This window comes from Acinetobacter sp. CIP 102529, from assembly GCF_000368325.1.
Lineage (GTDB): Bacteria > Pseudomonadota > Gammaproteobacteria > Pseudomonadales > Moraxellaceae > Acinetobacter > Acinetobacter parvus.
On sequence record NZ_KB849355.1, the window covers coordinates 832,654 to 853,033 of the forward strand.

The 20,380-nt window shown below is 39.9% G+C and carries 17 protein-coding genes; 9 read left to right on the top strand and 8 right to left on the bottom strand.

Translation table 11 applies throughout. The features are described 5' to 3' along the window. Positions 1-5 precede the first annotated feature (5 nt). Positions 6-1,034, bottom strand: coding sequence for an IS701 family transposase (locus F972_RS09260; protein WP_081399031.1), 1,029 nt, complete (start codon positions 1,032-1,034; stop codon positions 6-8). 115 nt (positions 1,035-1,149) lie between these two features. Here F972_RS09260 and F972_RS09265 point away from each other — a divergent pair, with 115 nt between their 5' ends. Further along, the gene (locus F972_RS09265) at positions 1,150-2,106 is read left to right on the top strand and encodes a lysophospholipid acyltransferase family protein (RefSeq protein WP_004757640.1); all 957 of its coding nucleotides are present in this window, start codon (positions 1,150-1,152) and stop codon (positions 2,104-2,106) included. Position 2,107: 1 nt separating this feature from the next. Here F972_RS09265 and F972_RS09270 read toward each other — a convergent pair whose 3' ends face one another. The 3 genes from F972_RS09270 to F972_RS09280 all read right to left on the bottom strand — a co-directional run bounded on the left by F972_RS09270 (position 2,108) and on the right by F972_RS09280 (position 6,536). Then, complete coding sequence (locus F972_RS09270; protein WP_004757638.1) at positions 2,108-4,534, bottom strand: DNA internalization-related competence protein ComEC/Rec2; 2,427 nt, start codon at positions 4,532-4,534, stop codon at positions 2,108-2,110. Positions 4,535-4,621: 87 nt separating this feature from the next. After that, positions 4,622-5,308, bottom strand: coding sequence for a lipoprotein-releasing ABC transporter ATP-binding protein LolD (lolD, locus tag F972_RS09275; RefSeq protein WP_004757636.1), 687 nt, complete (start codon positions 5,306-5,308; stop codon positions 4,622-4,624). After that, positions 5,301-6,536: a lipoprotein-releasing ABC transporter permease subunit gene (locus tag F972_RS09280; protein ID WP_004769594.1), complete on the bottom strand. Its 1,236-nt coding sequence runs from the start codon at positions 6,534-6,536 to the stop codon at positions 5,301-5,303. Before F972_RS09280 ends, lolD begins: the two co-directional genes overlap by 8 nt. A gap of 25 nt (positions 6,537-6,561) precedes the next feature. Here F972_RS09280 and F972_RS09285 point away from each other — a divergent pair, with 25 nt between their 5' ends. Next, a complete protein-coding gene (locus F972_RS09285; protein WP_004682700.1) occupies positions 6,562-7,146 on the top strand; it encodes a PilZ domain-containing protein in 585 nt (194 codons plus the stop codon). A gap of 19 nt (positions 7,147-7,165) precedes the next feature. Here the strand turns inward: F972_RS09285 and F972_RS09290 are convergent, their stop codons facing one another. Both F972_RS09290 and F972_RS09295 read right to left on the bottom strand, forming a co-directional pair. Then, positions 7,166-8,059 carry a DMT family transporter gene (locus F972_RS09290; protein WP_004757634.1) on the bottom strand — a complete coding sequence of 298 codons (894 nt, stop codon included), beginning with the start codon at positions 8,057-8,059 and terminating at the stop codon, positions 7,166-7,168. A gap of 10 nt (positions 8,060-8,069) precedes the next feature. Further along, positions 8,070-8,543: a YaiI/YqxD family protein gene (locus F972_RS09295; RefSeq protein WP_004676796.1), complete on the bottom strand. Its 474-nt coding sequence runs from the start codon at positions 8,541-8,543 to the stop codon at positions 8,070-8,072. 200 nt (positions 8,544-8,743) lie between these two features. Between F972_RS09295 and F972_RS09300 the strand changes: the two genes are divergently transcribed. After that, positions 8,744-9,682, top strand: a complete 939-nt coding sequence (locus F972_RS09300) for a hypothetical protein (RefSeq protein WP_004757633.1) — start codon at positions 8,744-8,746, stop codon at positions 9,680-9,682. 36 nt (positions 9,683-9,718) lie between these two features. Continuing rightward, on the top strand, positions 9,719-9,862 hold the full coding sequence (locus F972_RS16030; protein ID WP_004769597.1) for a hypothetical protein: 144 nt from the start codon (positions 9,719-9,721) through the stop codon (positions 9,860-9,862). Between the two features lie 74 nt (positions 9,863-9,936). Here F972_RS16030 and serC read toward each other — a convergent pair whose 3' ends face one another. Beyond that, positions 9,937-11,016 (bottom strand): 3-phosphoserine/phosphohydroxythreonine transaminase, encoded by a 1,080-nt coding sequence (gene serC / locus F972_RS09305; protein ID WP_004769599.1) that lies wholly within the window; start codon positions 11,014-11,016, stop codon positions 9,937-9,939. A gap of 292 nt (positions 11,017-11,308) precedes the next feature. Between serC and F972_RS09310 the strand changes: the two genes are divergently transcribed. From F972_RS09310 to F972_RS09330, 5 genes are all read left to right on the top strand, one after another. Beyond that, positions 11,309-12,337, top strand: a complete 1,029-nt coding sequence (locus F972_RS09310) for an IS701 family transposase (RefSeq protein WP_081399043.1) — start codon at positions 11,309-11,311, stop codon at positions 12,335-12,337. A gap of 98 nt (positions 12,338-12,435) precedes the next feature. Next, entirely contained in the window at positions 12,436-13,932 is a 1,497-nt protein-coding gene (locus F972_RS09315; protein WP_034428158.1) for a TolC family protein, read from the top strand. 12 nt (positions 13,933-13,944) lie between these two features. Beyond that, positions 13,945-15,105, top strand: a complete 1,161-nt coding sequence (locus F972_RS09320) for an HlyD family secretion protein (protein WP_004769606.1) — start codon at positions 13,945-13,947, stop codon at positions 15,103-15,105. 3 nt (positions 15,106-15,108) lie between these two features. Beyond that, on the top strand, positions 15,109-16,239 hold the full coding sequence (locus F972_RS09325) for an ABC transporter permease (RefSeq protein ID WP_004757624.1): 1,131 nt from the start codon (positions 15,109-15,111) through the stop codon (positions 16,237-16,239). Beyond that, positions 16,236-17,348 (top strand): ABC transporter permease, encoded by a 1,113-nt coding sequence (locus F972_RS09330; RefSeq protein ID WP_004757623.1) that lies wholly within the window; start codon positions 16,236-16,238, stop codon positions 17,346-17,348. The genes F972_RS09325 and F972_RS09330 overlap by 4 nt, the downstream gene beginning before the upstream one ends. Before the next feature lie 24 nt (positions 17,349-17,372). Here F972_RS09330 and gyrA read toward each other — a convergent pair whose 3' ends face one another. Further along, the gene (gyrA, locus tag F972_RS09335) at positions 17,373-20,108 is read right to left on the bottom strand and encodes a DNA gyrase subunit A (RefSeq protein ID WP_004757621.1); all 2,736 of its coding nucleotides are present in this window, start codon (positions 20,106-20,108) and stop codon (positions 17,373-17,375) included. Between the last annotated feature and the right edge of the window lie 272 nt (positions 20,109-20,380).

Sequence of the window (20,380 nt, forward strand, 5' to 3'; positions counted from 1 at the left end):
CACTGTTATTTATAGACTCTCTGTGGTAGCAGATGATTTTTATCGAGAATAAAGTCATCAATGAAGTTTTTGATCATTGGTCTAAATAATTTCTTCTGCCAATGATATACATTTTCAAAGATCCCCTCAAACTGGTTCTTTTGTATCTCAACGTAGGCCATCAAGGCTGAAAAAATATGATTCAAAATCAGTTTAGACCGTCTTACTTGAAACTTTTCAATATGACAAACCTGTTTAATCACTCGGTGATATTGTTCTATTTTCCAATGACTTGAATGTAATTCATGAAAACCCTCAAAGGACAATAAATCATCTTCATCTTGATACACAATATAAAACCTCTGCTGTTCTTTTAACTGAGTCTTAAATAATTGTACAAAGCCAAAATCTTTGAGCCAGACCACTTGACCCTGATGGAAATTCGGCAATAAACGCAGTTGAAACCATTGTCCTTTCTCTGGGGAAACCTTACGGTTACAGTCGATACCAAACATAAATCGAATACCATGTTTTCTTATGGTTTTTAGATTTCCAGTCGATGAATACCAACTATCACCTGTAATAAATTGAATCTTTGCACCCCAACTGAGTACTTCACTTAACATATCCATAAAGTAATCATTCTTGGTTTTACCCTCAGATTTGTCATAAATTCGGAAATTAATTGGAATATTTTGACCATTCTGATCTGTCGCATACAAGGTAATGAGATTAATCCCCTTGACGGATCGGTGGTGTTTGCCTGACCAAAAATAGCTAACTAAGTCCATATGTTGACTATATGGTTTATCTAAAACAGTATCATCAATACTGACTATAAGTTTATTATTATCAATATGTTGAATTGCTTCTTGATATAGGTCGTGAGGTGTGTAGTCTTCACGCTCTAGAAAGCGATTTACACTATCATGCGAGATATTATAAGTCTCGGCAAGTTGTGTGCAGCTAATAGAGTTCGGTTCTGTCATGAGAAAGCCCATATAAATGGGTAATGTACAAGTTGCTGTAGAAGCATGTTTAGTTCGTCTGATCACAGATACTTTATAAACTATTTTAATACTTTTTTGAATCCGTCAATGCGTAAGTCCTATTATAATTATTTTTTGCATTATACTGGTCTCTTGTAATTTTCCAATCTGCAATAAATAAATGACTCAGCCAAATTCAAACCATTCAAGTTATCGCCTACTCAAGCTCATTAGTCGCCAGCCGATTCAGTTAGGACGTTTTTTTGCACGTTTGGTTGCAGTCTTACTTACCACATTTCAGCTTTCCAAACTTTCAAAAATCATTCGACTCAACATCCAGATTGTGTTTCCTGACTTGGCTGAACCAGAGAGAGAACAACTGACCAAACAGGCAATTCGCAATGAATTGACCTCTTATTTTGAGTTTGTCAGTATTTGGGGAGCTTCCAGTCAAAAGAATATTCAACAAATTCACAAGATTCATGGTGAACATTATTTCCATGCAGCATTGGCAGAACAAAAAGGTCTGGTTTTGATTATTCCTCACTTTGGAACTTGGGAAGCGATGAATTCATGGCTCTCAAAATATACACAGATGACCATCCTGTATAAACCTGTCAAAAATCCTGATGCTGACCAATTTGTCCGTGACGCGCGCAGTCGTGAACAGGCTCATCTTGTCCCTACTGATGAAAGCGGTGTTCGGCAGATTTTTAAGGCCTTGAAACAAGGTGGGACAACTATTATTTTGCCTGATCACACACCTGATCATGGCGGTGAAATGATCAACTATTTTGGTATTCCACTCGCCTCAAGCAGTCTGAGTGCAAAACTCATTCAAAAAACCAAGGCCAAAGCGCTCCTACTCTATACCATGAGAAATAAGCAAGATGGTTTTGACATGCATATTGAACCGATCAATCCGCAGATTTATGAGGGAAGTGCTGAAGATGGCACGCTGATCATTCACCAGACTCTGGAGCAACTGATTCAACGTTACCCTATGCATTACCATTGGAGTTATAAACGTTTTAGTGCCAACCCCGCCCTCAAGAAAATTTATGATATTGACGAGAATGAAGCTTTGGTTAAAGTTGCAGAAGTTCGTCAACAAAACCTATCTCAGGAAAATGCTTAGGCTATTTTCTTTCCAGCCATTTCACCTGTTGACGTTGTTGTCTTAGCTCCATTTTGCCATTTTCAAATACAAAACTGATGGTTCCTGCCTGTACTGTCGTAAGCAAAGGAATATTTAACGCCTGCAAACGGTTTTGTAGTTCCTGAGTCGGATGCCCATAACGGTTATTAAAACCAGCCGAAGCAATCGCAAGTTTCGGTTTTAATGTTGCCAGAAAATCATAGGCTGAACTGTGTTTACTGCCATGATGCCCAAGTAGCAAGACATCCACTTTCAAATCAGGATATTGTTGCAACAATTTATATTCAGTTTCCCAGCCTGCATCGCCCATAATGAGGAAGTTTTGATACGGCTGGGCATCTAAAAACTGTAGATACACCACACAAGACTGTTCATTTTGCTGATCTTTTGCATAAACCAATTCTTCAGGGCGTGGAAATAGAATTTCAACTTTTACATTTGCATATGACCAGTTTTGACCCTGCTGACAAAATGAAAAATTATCCTTAAACGGCATTTTGTCACTGCGTTCATTGGACTGAACCTGGGTGATTGCAAAGGCATTTTGAATCGCAGGAAATGCGCCACTATGGTCTTGATCGAGATGCGATAGAATCACATGATCCAGATGTCGAACACCCTGTTGGCGTAAGAATGGAATCACCACCCGTTCACCTAAACTAAACTTGCTCTCATCATATGACCCACCTGTATCAATCATTAATATCTGCTGAGGATGCTGTAAAAGAACCGATTGTCCTTGCCCCACGTCCAGAATATTTAAAATCGTGGGTTGTGATTTTACCCCCCATACAATAGGTAAAAAGCAAACCAAAGCCCAGGCTTTTGGCAGCGTCCCTTTGGGCATAAATAAAATGATTAAACCCAAAATCAAACTGACCATCATTAATGGTGTGCAACTGACACCATACATATCAGGAGAAATTTGCTGTAATCCATTTAAAATCCATATTAACAAAGATAATAAAATATCATTGAGCTGAAAAAATAATTGCCCCAATGCTGGAATGATCAGCCAGACACAAGCGGCAATAATATCCAAAGGCACAACCAAGCCACTTAAGACTGGAATGGCGATCAGATTAGTGAGTGGTGCAATCCATGAAACTTGCTGAAAGAAAATCAAGACCAAAGGCAATAAGGCAACGAATATTTTCCATTGAGACTCGATCAAAACTTTTATTGCAAAAATAGCTTTTTGTTTTTTTGTTGCCACCTGATCTTTGGGTAAGCTATTGATGGTTTGATAAACCCTGAGCAGAATAAAACATGCGCCATAAGACAACCAAAAAGCTGCCGATAAAATGCTAAATGGATCATAAATTAATAACAAACTTGCGCTATACACCAGCAATGCAAAAGGTTGAATCTCTTGCCGAAATAAAATAAAAAGGCTGGCAACGATGACAGTTAACAAAGTTCTAATTGCTGGAATTTCAAAACCGACAAAAGCGACATATAACAGAACACTTAACCCAAATGGCAGTAGCACTAAAATCTGTCGTGGTTGCCACAAATACAACTTCGGATAATAACGTTGCACCAATCTTTGCAAAATCCAAGTCAACATTAAGGCAAAAATCAATACATGAGGCCCTGAAATCGCCAATAAGTGAGAGATGCCGATCAGTTGAAACTGTTGTTTTAAAGTATTGGATAATAGACTTTCATCACCTGTCAGCAACGCCAAAAGCAGACCTTTGTGCTGTAGGTTTGAATTTTCTAGCATCTGCCGAAATGCCAAACGTTTTGTTTCAACATTTAACAGTAACTTAGCCCGAAAGCCCTGTTGCTGCTTTAAGTGCTGCTGATAACCCAAGGCATAAATCTCGTCAGGGCTTAAAGGCTGAATCTGCTGTACGGAAAATGCAGACATCACATTTTGCTGTAAAAACCATTTTTCCTGATCAAATGCGCCTGCAACTGCATAACTATGTGCTGGCTTAATCTTGCCGTAGACTCGGTAATAATGACCAAGCTGTAAGGATTGAGACTGAACAGTTTGATCTTTATTTTTCTTTAAATACAGAAACCAATTTACGGGTTGAGCATGCCGATTGAGCACCTCCGCAATTTGTTTGTGTCCATCTTCTGTCAGTTCATCTAGGTTTTTAATATAAACAATGGCCTCAAATGGCTGTGGTTCAAGCTCCCTGAGTTGCAACCGATGTTCTAAAGCCGTATCTGCAAAATGATATCCACCGCAAAAGAGTGCCCAACTGGCACTGATCAGGATAAGAAATTTATATAAAGTCTGATTCAGATAGAATCGTTTTGCATATAAGCCAAAACTGAATATTGCGATTGCCAAAAGCAGCCAGATCCACCATGTCTGGTCCACAAAAGGCAGACTTTTGCCCATGATTGCAATACCAGCAATCCAGCCCAATAAAATAATTTTTAACATGTGATTTTTTAATTAAGTTTTTGATTTTTCTGAACGCAAAATTAAAGCCCGTTTTCAGGGCTTTAACAAGAGATTAAGCAAAATAAATTATTTTGGATTAATCCATAAACCATCCTGCATATGCAGAATTGAATCGGCTGACTGTGCCAACTGCTCATCATGCGTCACAATCAACATTGCCATATTCAGCTCTTTTTTCAAGTCAGTCAGTAACTCAAAAATACTCAAGGCTGTTTTACGGTCAAGGTTGCCTGTTGGTTCATCCGCAAGCACTACAGCAGGCTTGGTCACCAAGGCACGAGCTAAAGCCACACGCTGGCGTTCACCTCCTGAAAGCTCACCAGGTTTATGGTCCATGCGGTGTGACAAGCCCACACGATCAAGCAAGTATTCAGCCTGTTTCTTAACATCCTTGAAATTACTTTCACGACGCAACATTAACGGCATTGCCACATTTTCCAGCGCCGAAAACTCAGGCAGTAAATGATGGAACTGATAAACGAAACCCAGATATTGATTACGCTTATAGCCACGCTCCGCTTCACCTAGATTATCAAAACGTTGTCCTTGTAAAAAGACCTGTCCCTGTGAGGGTTGTTCCAAGCCACCTAACACATGCAGCAGTGTACTTTTACCTGAACCACTCGAACCGACAATAGAGACGAACTCACCCGCGTTCACTTGCAGTGACAAGCCTTTGATCACTTCAACCTTAGTTTTGCCATCATCAAAATGTTTATAGATGTCTTTGGCTTCTAAAACAATCTTACTCATAACGCAACGCCTCGGCTGGTTGAACTTTGGCTGCACGCAATGCAGGGTAAATAGTGGCAAGGAAGCTTAACAATAATGAAACTGTGACAATCACCACCACATCCTGCCATCTGAGATAGGATGGTAGGTAATGCACAAAATAGGCATCAAACAGGTTCAAGCCTAAAGCAGTATTGAACCATGAAATAATATCACTGATGGTCAAGGCCAAGGTCACACCTAAAATTGTCCCTGCAATCGTTCCAATAACCCCAATCACTGTCCCCTGCACCATAAAGATTTTGGTAATCATGGAAGGTGAGGCACCCAGGGTACGCAGGATTGCAATGTCAGATTTTTTATCAGTCACGACCATGACTAACGATGAAACGATGTTAAATGCGGCCACTACAATAATCAGCACCAATAATAAACCGACTAGAGTCTTTTCCATCTGGATCGCATTGAACAAATTGCCATGCGTATAGGTCCAGTTGGATGCATAGAAGTTGCTTGGCAACTGGTTCACAATATCATTGGCCACTCTAGGGGCAGCAAAAATATCATCCAGTTTTAAGCGCACGCCCTGCGCACCATCTGGCAGACGCAACAAGGTTGAGGCATCATTCAGGGCGATATAGCCGACCATTGAATCCACCTCTGCCCCCACACTAAAAATACCCACGACCTTAAAACGTTTAAAACGCGGCACCACACCTGCTGGGGATGGTGTCGCCTCTGGCAGAACCAAAGTCACGTTGTCATTTAGGCACAAGCCCAGTGCATCAGTCATATCCTTACCAAGGACAATACCGAACTCACCTTTTTTCAATGCATTTAAATCACCAGAAACCATGTGGTTTTGGATGATCGAAACCTTTTTTTCATATTCAGGCTCAATCCCTGTTACCATAATGCCAGCCACTTGTCCCTGGGCAGTCAACATGCCCTGTAACTGGGTAAATGGCGCGACTCCAGTGACATGCGGATGGCGTTCAACTCTTTTTACAAGCTCAGGCCAATCTGTTAGAATTTGAGTAGAAGAAACAGTGGCTTGTGGAACCATTCCCAGAACACGATTTTTTAATTCGCGGTCAAAACCATTCATGACAGATAACACTGTAATGAGGACAGCAACGCCCAAGGTTAAACCAATCATGGAAACCAGAGCGATGAAAGAAATAAAATGATTACTCCGCCGAGCACGAGTGTATCTCAACCCTATATACAGCGAAATTGGTTTAAACATACCATCTAGTCCGAGGTGATTTATTATGGAAAATACACTGCATCATGTTGCTGACGACAAAACTGAACGTCGCACGATGTCCCGTATTGATGCCGTGTTAAGAATCAATTATCAAATCATTCCAATAGATGCTGCCTTGAATGATCCCTATGATTCTCATTTTGTATTGCCTCGCTATTTTCTACTACTTGCTGAATTAGATCAATTTGATCATGCGCTTGGCTACGAATTAGAACAATTAAATGAAAAAGATCAACAAATTGCCCGTATCTTATCCCTTTTTAATCAAAAACTGAACCTGATTACAGGCTCTTTTTATGACAATATCGTGCAGTCGCTATTGCCTGTACCTGAGCAGGTTAATGTTTCTGAACATGGTCTAAGCTTTTTTAGCTCGCAGCCGCTTGCACAAGATGCCTATATCCATATTACTCTGAGCCATCCTGAAAATTTCTTTCATATTGCAGCAATTGCCCAAGTGGCTTATTGCAATGAAACAGAAGAACCACATGAATTTCGTATAGGTGCCTATTTCATCACCCTGCATCCGCAGGACCGTGCCAAGCTGGCTGCCAGTATTCAACAGGCGCAACAGGATGAGCCGAATTAGTCACAATGTGAGATATAACTTATATCTTTAAACGGCGATACAGGCCTAAATCTTTATAGAAATAAAGGAATAGGCCAAACAAAATTACCACAGCACCTACAAATACCTGAGCTGACAATTGCTCATGGTTCAGGTAAGCCCCGATCAATATCGCCAGCATTGGCGTCATCACCGTTGTTAATGACAGTGTGGTCGCCTTTAGGTTCTGCACCAGTTTAAAATAGCAGAACATGGCAATCAGTGAGGCCATAACCACAGTATAAGCAAGTGCCAATAGCGATTTGACTGAGGGCAAATGAGTGGGTGCATACTGCCAAATCCACGGCAAAAGCAAAGCTGCCAACACAGTTGAGACGAGAATTGAACCTGTCGCCTGCGCCATAGGCTGCACATCCGCATTAATCTTTTTCACCAGAAAAATTGAGAGTGAATAGGCAAATACACTGATCAGCATCAGGACAATCCCTATCGGCTGTACATGCTTCTGGCTACCGCTGAGACAGATCAAGGCTAACCCAGCAATTGATGTACCCATGCCCAGCCACTGCAATCCTGCCAGTTTTTGCTGGAAGGCAAAGCGTCCTATAAGTCCCGCCATAATCGGTGCCAACCCAAACATCAGTGCGATTAAACCTGAGCTTAGATAGGCGGTGGCGGCATAGGTAAAGATCTGTGAACCAATCAGGCTTAATGAACCTGCGATATAGCTGAATAATGCAATTTTATGCGTGGGAAACTGAATCCTTAACAGCATTAAAATGGTTGCAGCCAGAGGCAAGGCAATAAAAAAGCGTAACACCAATGCCCACATAGGATGCAAATCAGCCACACTCCAGACAATTGCCAACGGTGTGGTTGCCCAGATAAACACCAGCAATGCATAGCTAAGCATGAGATTCATACGTGATGGCATAATGGCAGGCTCAAGAAGAAGCTGTTTTCCGTTTTTGCTTTAAAATGGTCTGGTCCAATGAGCTTGAAAACTCACGTTTATCCCGTTCCGAGATTGGCGGTGGACCGCCTGTCTGCACACCTGCGCCACGCAGTGTGTCCATGAAATCGCGCAAATGCAGACGGGCTTTAACATTCGCAGTAGTATAAATCTCACCACGAGGATGAATGGCAATACCCCCCTTTTCAATTACCTGGGCGGCAAGCGGAATATCCTGCGTAATAACAATGTCATTTTCCTGCATCCGTTCTACAATTTCCTGATCGGCTCGGTCTGCCCCACTCATCACCTGAATTGATTTAATCCGCACCGATGGGGTAATCCCCACATTTTGGTTGGCTACAAAAGTCACTTCCAGTTGGTAACGATCAGAGGCACGTAAAATCACCTCACGCAAAATTTTAGGCAGCGCATCAGCATCCACCCACAATTTAAATGGCAGCACGTTGGATAGGCTCAACAAGGAAAAAATATAGTGTAACAGATTGCCATAACAGTGGAGTGAACAATACTGCCAATGTTGAGACAGGTATTTTTTTCATCTAAAAATGAATTAAATTCCATAGAATTACATATCCAGACTTGAAAAAACGCTGTGACCCTCGATTTAATAGAATAAGTTCAATCTCTTTGTATTATATTTTTATGAAAAATCAGAACAGTCCAGAAACCATTAAAATTCAAGATCAAAATTTCGGTCATCATGTCGAGCATTGGAACCTATTGACAGAAACACCCGAAACAGATGTACCACAATGGTTAGGACTGGCGCTGGATGCACCTGTGATGCCCATGGGTCTATGTGAAGATGAACAGGAAATGGATCAGTCATTCTGGCTGATTCAGGGGCCAAGCGGTGAGGCGATCTCAATTAATCAGATTATTGCGGTTGAGGACCAAAAGCCACGCGCATTAAAAACTGCGTTTCCAAGTTTTGAAAGCCCATATAAATACGATGCAAAAATTGAACGAGTAATTACCTGTGATTCCGCAACTCAGGCGGTATTAAGATTAAGCGTAAATAAAAATACGGTTATTTATGCCTTTGATAGTTTATTTAGTGTAAATCGCTGTCAATATGACAAAAACCAGAGTTATCAGGTTCAACTTAATGCCTGGGCATATGAATTGGAAACCGTTTCTAAAGATGAAAAAATCATTGTTGATGATCCAGCCTCAATTAAGCACCACCGCGCATTAAATGCAATTCTGGCGGAACATAACGGCATTGCCCCCGATAACCTACAGGAACTGATTAATGAGTGGCAACCCAAAACCCCAGAAGATCAAGAACCTGTCACTGTCGACTTTTCTAAAATGGTCGCCTATCTATATGGTGAGACATTAGGTCAGGAAGATGAAGCATGGTTTCAGGGAAATATCGTGGGTAAAACCACCATGCAGTTTATGCAGGATGAATATACCCTGTATGATGTAACACTGGTATTGGAAGATGATTTATCTGCAATTTTAATACGTATTGCCACTAAAAATGTTTTGTATAAAAACTTTAACATTGGTGAATATATTCGCGGCAACATCTGGATTCAGGCGAATATTTATGCTAAAACTGCACTAAAGTGACAAAAAATCGCATAAGTGGCATTTTTAGGCTTTCTAATGAAAATTATACCAGAACAAACGACCACCAGTCTTATTCATTCAAGTGATCAAGGTCTTAAACTTGATGTTGGTGCTTTTTGCTTTTTTTTACTTGGTATTTTTTTAGCAGCACTTATTTTTCATCAAGTTGGCTTGTTCTAATTTTTGACCATATTCGTAACATAAAATAAAAGCCCTCAATTCTGAGGGCTTTTATTTTAAATAAGTTTTATTACTTAACCATGACGTTTAGCAAACTCATCCATAAAGCTCACGAGTGCTTGTACACCTTCCAATGGCACAGCATTATAGATACTTGCACGCATACCACCCACTGAACGATGTCCTGCCAAATTAAGCAGATGATTTTCTTCAGCTTCTTTCAAGAAGGTTTTTTCCAGTGCCTCATCTGCCAAAGTGAAAGGAACATTCATCATTGAACGATTTGCTACTGCAATCGGGTTGTTATAGAAATCGCTAGCATCAATATAACCGTAAAGTAGTTTTGCTTTTTCTTGATTCACTTTATGAATCGCATCTACCCCACCCTGGTCTAGCAACCATTCAAAAACCAAACCAGCCAAATACCAAGCATAAGTTGCTGGTGTATTCACCATTGAACCATTCTTGGCTTGGTCGCCATATTTTAGGATGCTTGGAATTTCAGGTTTTGCCTGATCCAGCAAATCATCACGAATAATGACAATGGTTAATCCCGCAGGACCAATATTCTTTTGTGCGCCCGCATAAATGAGTCCAAATTTATTTACATCTACAGGTGCAGACAAAATACTAGAAGAATAATCACAAACCAACGGCGCGGTTACATTTGGAACATCTGCGAACTGCAAACCACCAATGGTTTCATTATCAGCATAATGCACATACGCTGCATCATTTGAAAGATTCCAAGTACTTTGTTCTGTGATTGCATGTTTGCCATCAATCAAAGTGGCCGCATCTACAACATTTACATCGCCGTAGCGCTTGGCTTCTTTTAATGCCTTCTCAGACCAAATTCCAGTATGGATATAATCAGCTTTGTTATTCTTACCCAACAAGTTGAGCGGAATCGCCGAGAATTGGAGAGATGCGCCACCTTGTAAGAACAGCACTTTATAATTCTCAGGAATATTCATGAGTTTGCGTAAATCAGCTTCCGCCTTTTCCGCAACAGCAACATAATCATTGCTACGATGACTCATTTCCATGATCGACAGCCCCTTACCCTGCCAATCCAACATTTCTTGTTGAGCTTTTTCTAAAACGGCAGTAGGTAATGCAGCAGGACCAGCGCAGAAATTATAAGCACGCATGAATTTTCCCTTGTCAAAGTGAAACAAATTGAGATAGGAATTTAAGCACAGATTGACGTAGCTTGCAGCAGCTTATCCAATAAATATTTCAATCATCTTTGGGTATTTGACTGATTTTAACAACAACCGTTTCTATTTATTTATGAGCAAATTATCTAATTTTCGGGAAATATATTTAGACTAAAAACTCTATTTTTTACAAATTGAATACACCAATCAGAGCGATATAACTATTTTAGGACTTACGCATTGACGGATTCAAAAAAGTATTAAAATAGTTTATAAAGTATCTGTGATCAGACGAACTAAACATGCTTCTACAGCAACTTGTACATTACCCATTTATATGGGCTTTCTCATGACAGAACCGAACTCTATTAGCTGCACACAACTTGCCGAGACTTATAATATCTCGCATGATAGTGTAAATCGCTTTCTAGAGCGTGAAGACTACACACCTCACGACCTATATCAAGAAGCAATTCAACATATTGATAATAATAAACTTATAGTCAGTATTGATGATACTGTTTTAGATAAACCATATAGTCAACATATGGACTTAGTTAGCTATTTTTGGTCAGGCAAACACCACCGATCCGTCAAGGGTATTAATCTCATTACCTTGTATGCGACAGATCAGAATGGTCAAAATATTCCAATTAATTTCCGAATTTATGACAAATCTGAGGGTAAAACCAAGAATGATTACTTTATGGATATGTTAAGTGAAGTACTTAGTTGGGGTGCAAAGATTCAATTTATTACAGGTGATAGTTGGTATTCATCGACTGCAAATCTAAAAACCATAAGAAAACATGGTATTCGATTTATGTTTGGTATCGACTGTAACCGTAAGGTTTCCCCAGAAAAAGGACAATGGTTTCAACTGCGTTTATTGCCAGATTTCCATCAGGGTCAAGTGGTCTGGCTCAAAGATTTTGGCTTTGTACAATTATTTAAGACTCAGTTAAAAGAACAGCAGAGGTTTTATATTGTGCATCAAGATGAAGATGATTTATTGTCCTTTGAGGGTTTTCATGAATTACATTCAAGTCATTGGAAAATAGAACAATATCACCGAGTGATTAAACAGGTTTGTCATATTGAAAAGTTTCAAGTAAGACGATCTAAACTGATTTTGAATCATATTTTTTCAGCCTTGATGGCCTACGTTGAGATACAAAAGAACCAGTTTGAGGGGATCTTTGAAAATGTATATCGTTGGCAGAAGAAATTATTTAGACCAGTTATCAAAAACTTCATTGATGACTTTATTCTCGATAAAAATCATCTGCTATCACAGAGAATCTATAAATAATAGTGCGTAAGTCCTATATTTAATTAAAAAATATTATTTTAATTTTATAAAAATAATTTAGACTCACTCAGGATATTATTAAAGTGCGACATACCATAATGTTGAAACGACATAATCGACCGAGTTTTAAGGTCAAACGGTTTCCAAAACAGCTAAGCCTCTGTATTAGTTTAATCAGTTATGCCTTATTTTCTACATCTACACTTGCTCAGACACTCAGCTATAGTGAAGCAGAGAAATTTGTCGTTGAAAATGCTTATTCAACTCAAGCTCAACAAGCACTTCAACAAGCATCACGCTTAGAGATGGAGGCAGTCAAACATTTAGGACTTCCACGCATTGATTTAAATGCGCGAGCTTATTCTTTTCATAGTGAAACGAGTGTTCCTTTAGAGTCGAGTAAGCGTCGATTAGAAAATTCTCTCACACGCGGTTTTGATGACAAATTATCTCAATGGGAAAATGTGTTCCCACCAGAAGTCATCGATCAAGTCAGCCAAGGCTTTGATCAAACCGTCAGTGATGGATTAAACAAAGTACCCAATAATTTAGATGTCACCATTAAAGATCATGATGTTAGAACATCTGTTTCTATGGTCATGCCACTTTATACAGGCGGAAAAATTAGTAGCGCCAAACAAATTGCCAGTATTCAATCCAAGCGTTCTGACATCAGTGAGAAACAGCAACAAGATTCTCAGCGTTTTGAAATGATTCAGGCCTATTTTAATGTGCAATTGCAGCAACAATTATTAAGCACCAGTTTATTTAATCTAAATGCAATGCAACAACATTATGACAATGCATTAAAGTTAGAAAAGCAGGGTTTTATAAATAAAGGACAACGCATGCAATTTGAAGTTGCTCGTAATAATGCGCAACGTACCTATCAAAATGCACAATCGAATCTACAAGCGAGTCAGTTTAGTTTACAAAATTTATTGCAAACTAAAGCGCCATTAAATCTCAGCACTCCCCTATTCGTAAATACAGATCAAAATCATTCATTAGATAAGCTACTTGCAAACTACGACCAAAATTCAAGCCTCATCAAAAAACTGCAAATGGACACACAGCTAGCCAATGAAAATGTCCGAATTCAGCAAGCAGCTAAAAAGCCAAGTGTCTTTGCTTTTGGTGAATATGGTTTAGATGAGAAAGAAAATTGGATCATTGGCGTTATGGCAAAATACAATTTATTCTCTGGTGTCGATAAAAATAAAAACGTACATGCAGCAGAACTAAAACGTTATGCGGCAGAACTCATGACAGAACGTACCAAGCAAGAAATTGAAAATGTGCTGTACAAATCCTATAGCGAATTGAATGCTTCGCAAACCAGCCACCAACTATTGACACAAAACACCAAAGCAGCACAAGAGAATCTACGTATTCAACAACTTTCCTTTAAGGAAGGTATGGGAACTGCAACTCAAGTCATCGATGCACAAAATGCATTGAATGCATTGAGAAGTGAAATGGCAATCAATGCATATAAATATATTTTATCTTTAGCAACCCTATTACAAAGCTATGGCTCGATTGACGAGTTCAAGCTCTATGTTAATCAACCACGTACTGATTTTATCCGTTAATTGGAGACATTTATGAGCCAAAATCAATCATCATCCAATTCAAAACGCGATACAGATAACGTGGCAAAAGCGGATGAAACGCAAACGACTAACGTCGTAAATGAGCAAGCATCTTCAACAGAACAAATTGACACTAACAAGACTGCTACACCATCAAATACTCAGGAACCACCAGCGCAACCACCCCAGAAAGGTAAAGCTAAAATTATTGGTCTAATTATTGTATTTATTTTGCTTGGCTTAATTGCATATGGTTTATGGAAAGCATATCAACCCCAAGCAGTTGAATTACAAGGACGAGTTGAAGCTGAAACAATAAACATCAGCACCAAAGTAGCTAGTCGTATCGAAGAATTTTATGTAACTGAAGGACAAGCCGTAAAAAAAGGGCAAGCGCTTATTCGCTTTGTGAGTCCCGAACTTGAAGCCAAAAAAGAACAAGCCCAAGCCGCCTTGCAAAGTGCAATGGCATTCCAGTCAACCGTTTATCGTGGTTCTCAACAAGAAATTATTGAAACTCTGTATCACAACTGGCAAGCTTTAAAAACGCAAGCAGAACTTGCAGCAACAACCTATAAACGAGGTGAAAACCTCTATCAACAAGGTGTGATTTCTCGTCAACGTCGTGATGAGATGCTTGCGGCACAAACCTCTGCCCGTGAAACTGCTGAGGCGTCATATCAACAATATGCACGCGCTAAACGTGGTAGCACCGAACAACAGAAATCAACTGCCGATGCAAAAGTCGCCATGGCACAAGCTGCTGTCAAAGAAGCAAATGCATTGACAGAAGAAACCAAGCTCTATTCACCGGTCGACGGTACTGTATCGAAAACCTATGGCAAACCAACAGAGTTAGTCGCAACTGGTGTGCCTGTCGTCAGTATTATTGAAGACCATGAGATGTGGGTCAGTTTAAATGTCCGTGAAGATATGTATGAAAGTGTATATCAAAACAAAACTTTAGATGGTTTCGTACCTGCGCTGAATCAAAAAGTCACATTTAAAGTGAAGAACATTGATGTTGAAGGAGACTTTGCAACCATTAAAACCACACGTCAAACGGGTGGTTATGATATTCGCAGCTTTAAATTCCACTTAGTACCTGAGCAATCTATTCCAGATCTTAAAGTTGGAATGAGCGTACTTTTTAAAATTAAAGAGGCAAAATAACCAATGTTTGCTGCAATGCTTCGAGAGTTGCGTTATTTAAAATGCCATAAAGTAGATGCATTTATGGCAATCATTATGCCTTTATTGATCATCATCTTTTTTACCAGCATGCTTTCGGCTGGAAAAGCTGAGCACTTACCGATTGCCATTGTTGACCAAGATCAAAGCCAATTAAGCCGACAAATCATTCATAACCTCAGTATTAACCCAAGTCTAAGTGTAAAGACTATCAGTTCAAGTCAAGACGAAGTTGAACGTATGATTAATAGTACTCAGGTTTGGGGTTTTGTTTTCATTCCTGAAGGTGCGGAGCAACGACTTGTTCAGGCAAAAAATGCTCAAATTAGTATGGCGTATAACCAATCTTTTTTTACTATTGGCAATACCATTGCTTCAGCAATGCAAAGTAGCACCCTCAATGCCATTGGCGACTATTTAGGTAACAGTTATTTAGCAAATAAAATCCCTTATGCTGAATTCCCTACGCCACATGTCAAAGTCTCGATGCTATATAACCCCAGCATGAGTTATGAGCTATTTTTAGGACCGTTCATTGTTCCTGCAGTACTCCATTTATTGCTGTGTTGTTGTATTGCATTCGCAATCGGGCAAGAATTTAAGCGTCATACCTTTGCAGAATGGCTAGGTTCAACACAGATTGTTTCTCGATTTTTTGGAAAAATTTTGCTTTATGTGCTGATTTTTTGTTTCTGGACATGGTGCTGGATGTTCTGGCTCACCCAAGTCAAAGGTTATTTTATCGCAGGCTCACTTAGCTTTCTTTTGATCGCTCAGTTTGTGTTTTATTTTGCCTATGCCATGATCAGCAGTAGCGTTATCTTAGCTACCAAAGACCTGCCTAAAAGTTTTGGTTTTATCGCACTATATGGTGGTTCATCCATGAGTTTCGCAGGTGTCACACTCCCCTTAAATAATGCTCCTGCATTTACACAATTATGGTCAATGATTATTCCATTTACCCCTTACGCAAAATTACAAACTGAGCAATGGGTGATTGGAAGCGATGTCATTATTTCAGTTATACCTTTCATTATTCTGCTCGTTTTTGCAGTGATATTTAGCTTATTAAGTCTTCGTTTATTGAAGAAAAATGTTCAGGAGATTCACTCATGAAATCATTTTTCTTTTATTACAAACAAACTTTCAAAAATATTGTGAAAAATAACTCAGTGTTTACCACACTGATTGCCTCTATCCTCATGTATAGCTTTTTCTATCCAACTGCCTATAAAGCGCAAGTTGCAGAAAATATTCCGATCGTGATTGTTGATGAAGAACAAAGTGTTTTAAGCTCTAAAATTATTAGTCAAACTGCTAGTAGCCCCCATATCCAGATACAGGCTGTCACAGGGAACTTCCTTGAAGCAGAACAAATGGTGAAAAACCAAAAAGCTGAAGCGATCTTATTACTTCCAGAAAACCTGAGTCAAAGCCTCAGACGCGGGGAAATGGGAGGGATTGGGCTTTATCTCAGTACAGCATATTTTTTACAAACTAAAGAAGCTGCTACAGGTCTTGCGACCTCGATCGAATATACACTGAAAGAGCATTTGGAAAAGTTTGGCGAAGCCTCCCAATTTGAAATTGAGCTGCCAATCCACGATATTCCGTTATTTAATACTTTATCAGGTTATGGCAGTTATATTTTCCCTGCTGTTGCCAGTCTAATCATTCATCAAACTATTTTGCTTGGTTTAGCCATGCTCATTGCGAGTTATCGCGAGCAAGGCTGGTCTGCTGAACCCGTGGAGTTTTGGGCAATATTTGCAACCATCCTTACAATTAGTGGTTTAGGCAGCCTTTATTTATATGGTTTCACATTTTGGCTATATGAATATCCACATGGAGGAAATTTTTGGGGCATGCTCCTCGCAGTCCCTATTTATGTAAGTTGTGTTATCGGTCTTGGTATGTTACTTGGTTCGCTGGTGGATATGCCTGAACGCGTTGGACATTTGGTTGTCGTTACTTCAGTTCCCTTATTCTTATTGACTGGCGCTGCATGGCCACACGCAGCTATGCCCGAATGGATGCAGTGGTTTGCATGGACTTTACCATCTACACACGGTGTCCAAATGTTTGTTCAACTCAATCAAATGGGTGTACCCACCTCTATCGTTGTACCTAAACTTATTTACCTCAGCACAGTTGGCGCAGTCTTATTAGCACTATCCTATTATCGTTTAGTCATCATAAAGCCAATAAAAAAGGAAGCTAAATAGCTTCCTTTTTTAGGATGAATAGATTTACGCTTCAGGCGTATCATCTTTTGGTTCTACGGCAGCTTCCTCTGAAGTTGCTGTTTGCACCTCTGGATTTTCTACACCTTCGATCAGCTCTAATTCGTCCTCATCTTCTACTTCTACAGCATCAATTGAAACAACACCAACCAATGTTTCTGCATCGCTGAGACGAATTAAACGGACACCTTGTGCATTACGACCAGTCATCGCAACCTCGGCAGCACGAGTACGGACTAAGGTACCACCATCAGAAATCAACATAAGCTCTTTGCTTTCATCAATTGATACCGCACCGACAAGCTCACCATTACGTTCAGAGGTCTTAATCGCAATTACCCCCTTACCACCACGCTTCTTGGTCGGGAAGTCATTCACTGGAGTACGTTTACCATAACCGTTGGCACTCGCACACAGCACCTCACCTGTTTCAGGTACCACAACGAGAGATACGATACGGCTCAATACATTTGAATCAGACGAATCATCATTGTCATCGCTATCATCATTTTCAACGTCAGCATCTTCAGCTTCAATGGTATTGCTGGCAAAGCTGACACGCATACCACGCACACCTTTGGCAGTACGTCCCATCGCACGAACATCTGTTTCAGCAAAACGAATTGCTTTCCCTTCGTTCGAGAACAACATGATCTGCTGATTACCATCGGTAATTGCAACACCAATTAAAGTATCTTCTTCGTTCAACTCAATCGCACGTAAACCGTTAGAACGAACATTACTAAATTGTGCTAATTCAACACGTTTAACCGTACCTGATGCTGTTGCCATGAATACATAGTGATTTTCAGGGAATTCAGTCAACGGTAAGATTGCAGTCACGGTTTCATTTGCATCCAATGGAAGCAAATTAATAATTGGACGACCTTTTGCACCACGTGAAGCTTGCGGAACCTCAAACACTCTTAAACGATAGACTTTACCAACATTGGTAAAACATAGAACTGTTGCATGGTTTGATGCCACAATTAAATGTTGAATAATATCATCATCTTTCATCGATGTTGCAGACTTGCCACGACCACCACGACGTTGCGCTTGATAGTCAGAAAGTGGTTGAGTTTTCGCATAACCTGTTTGAGAAACAGTCAATACCACTTGTTCTTCTGGGATCAAATCTTCACGGCAGAAATCAACACCTGATTCAACAATTTCAGTACGACGCCCATCACCATATTGTTGCAAGATTAAAGCAAGTTCTTCACGAATCACATTCATCAATAAATTAAAATCATTGAGAATTGCTGTTAATTCAGCGATTTGACCTAAGATTTCAGAATATTCTGCATGTAACTTGTCTTGTTCTAAACCTGTTAAACGGTGTAAACGTAATTCTAAAATTGCCGCCACTTGCGTAGGTGACAAGCGATAAATCTCACCTGACAAACCAAATGGGCGAGTTGGGTCTTCGCCTTCAATTTCATCTGGACGAACAGAGATCGCACCTGCTTTTTCCAGCAATGCCACCACGCCACCGCCAGCCCACTCACCTACCTGTAAACGTTCACGCGCTTCGGCTGGGTTTGCAGAGGTTTTAATGGTTTCAATGATGGCATCAATATTGGCCAAGGCAACGGTTAAGCCTTCCAAGATATGTCCACGCTCGCGTGCTTTACGCAATTCGAACATGGTACGGCGGGTCACCACTTCCTGACGGTGACGGATAAACGCCGCAATGATGTCTTTCAGGTTCATCAACTTAGGCTGACCATTATCCAGACAGACCATGTTAATGCTGAACGAGTTTTGAAGTTGTGTATGCAGGAATAAATTATTCACTGCAACTTCTGCATTTTCGCCACGCTTCAGGTCGATCGCGATACGCATGCCTTCTTTATCAGACTCATCACGCAGTTCGGAAATACCTTCAAGTTTCTTTTCTTTGACTAACTCGGCAATACGCTCAATGGTTTTTGCTTTGTTAACTTGGTAAGGAATCTCAGTAAAGACGATGGTGGTACGGCCTGTTTTTGGGTCTTCCTCAAAGTGATATTTACCACGAATATGCAAACGGCCTTTACCAGTCCGATAGGCATCAACAATGCCTGATTTACCGTAAATAATACCGCCCGTAGGGAAATCTGGCCCCGTAATATGCTCCATCAAACCTTCAATAGAGATATTTGGGTTATTGGCATAGGCTAAACAAGCATTGACCACTTCAGTCATATTGTGTGGCGCCATATTGGTCGCCATACCGACTGCAATACCCGTCGCACCATTAATCAAAAGATTTGGAATACGTGTCGGCATCACTTGAGGAATACGCTCAGAACCGTCGTAGTTATCTTCCCAATCAACAGTATCTTTTTCTAAGTCTGCTAAGATTTCATGGGTCAACTTTTGCATACGAACTTCGGTATAACGCATTGCTGCTGCGCTATCCCCATCGACAGAACCGAAGTTACCTTGACCATCAACCAACATGTAACGCAAGCTAAAATTCTGCGCCATACGAACAATGGTTTCATATACCGCACTGTCACCATGAGGGTGATATTTACCAATCACGTCCCCGACAACACGAGCAGACTTTTTGTATGCTTTGTTATAATCATTGCCCAATTCGTGCATCGCAAACAATACACGACGGTGAACAGGTTTTAGACCGTCTCTCACATCTGGCAATGCACGAGATACAATTACGCTCATGGCGTAATCTAGATATGAATGCTTGAGTTCGTCCTCAATGGCAATCGGTCTGATTTCCGATACGCTCATGCATACTCCTTGTTTACAGGTCGATGGTTCCACCTGTTTTTATGTCTTCAATCTTGCAAAAATTTAATCCAAAAACTTGAACTAAAATTAAAAAATATAGCGAAAAATTATAGCATAAATGACAGGTTAACTGGGAGTTTGCTAATCTGAAAATAGCATTTTTTTACAATAAAAAATTTATTAGAATTAATAAGTTAAAAATCTAGTTTTCCATTTTTCAGTGAACAGAATAAAAGGTTACTTTTTAATCAAAATAAAGGCATTTTTAATAA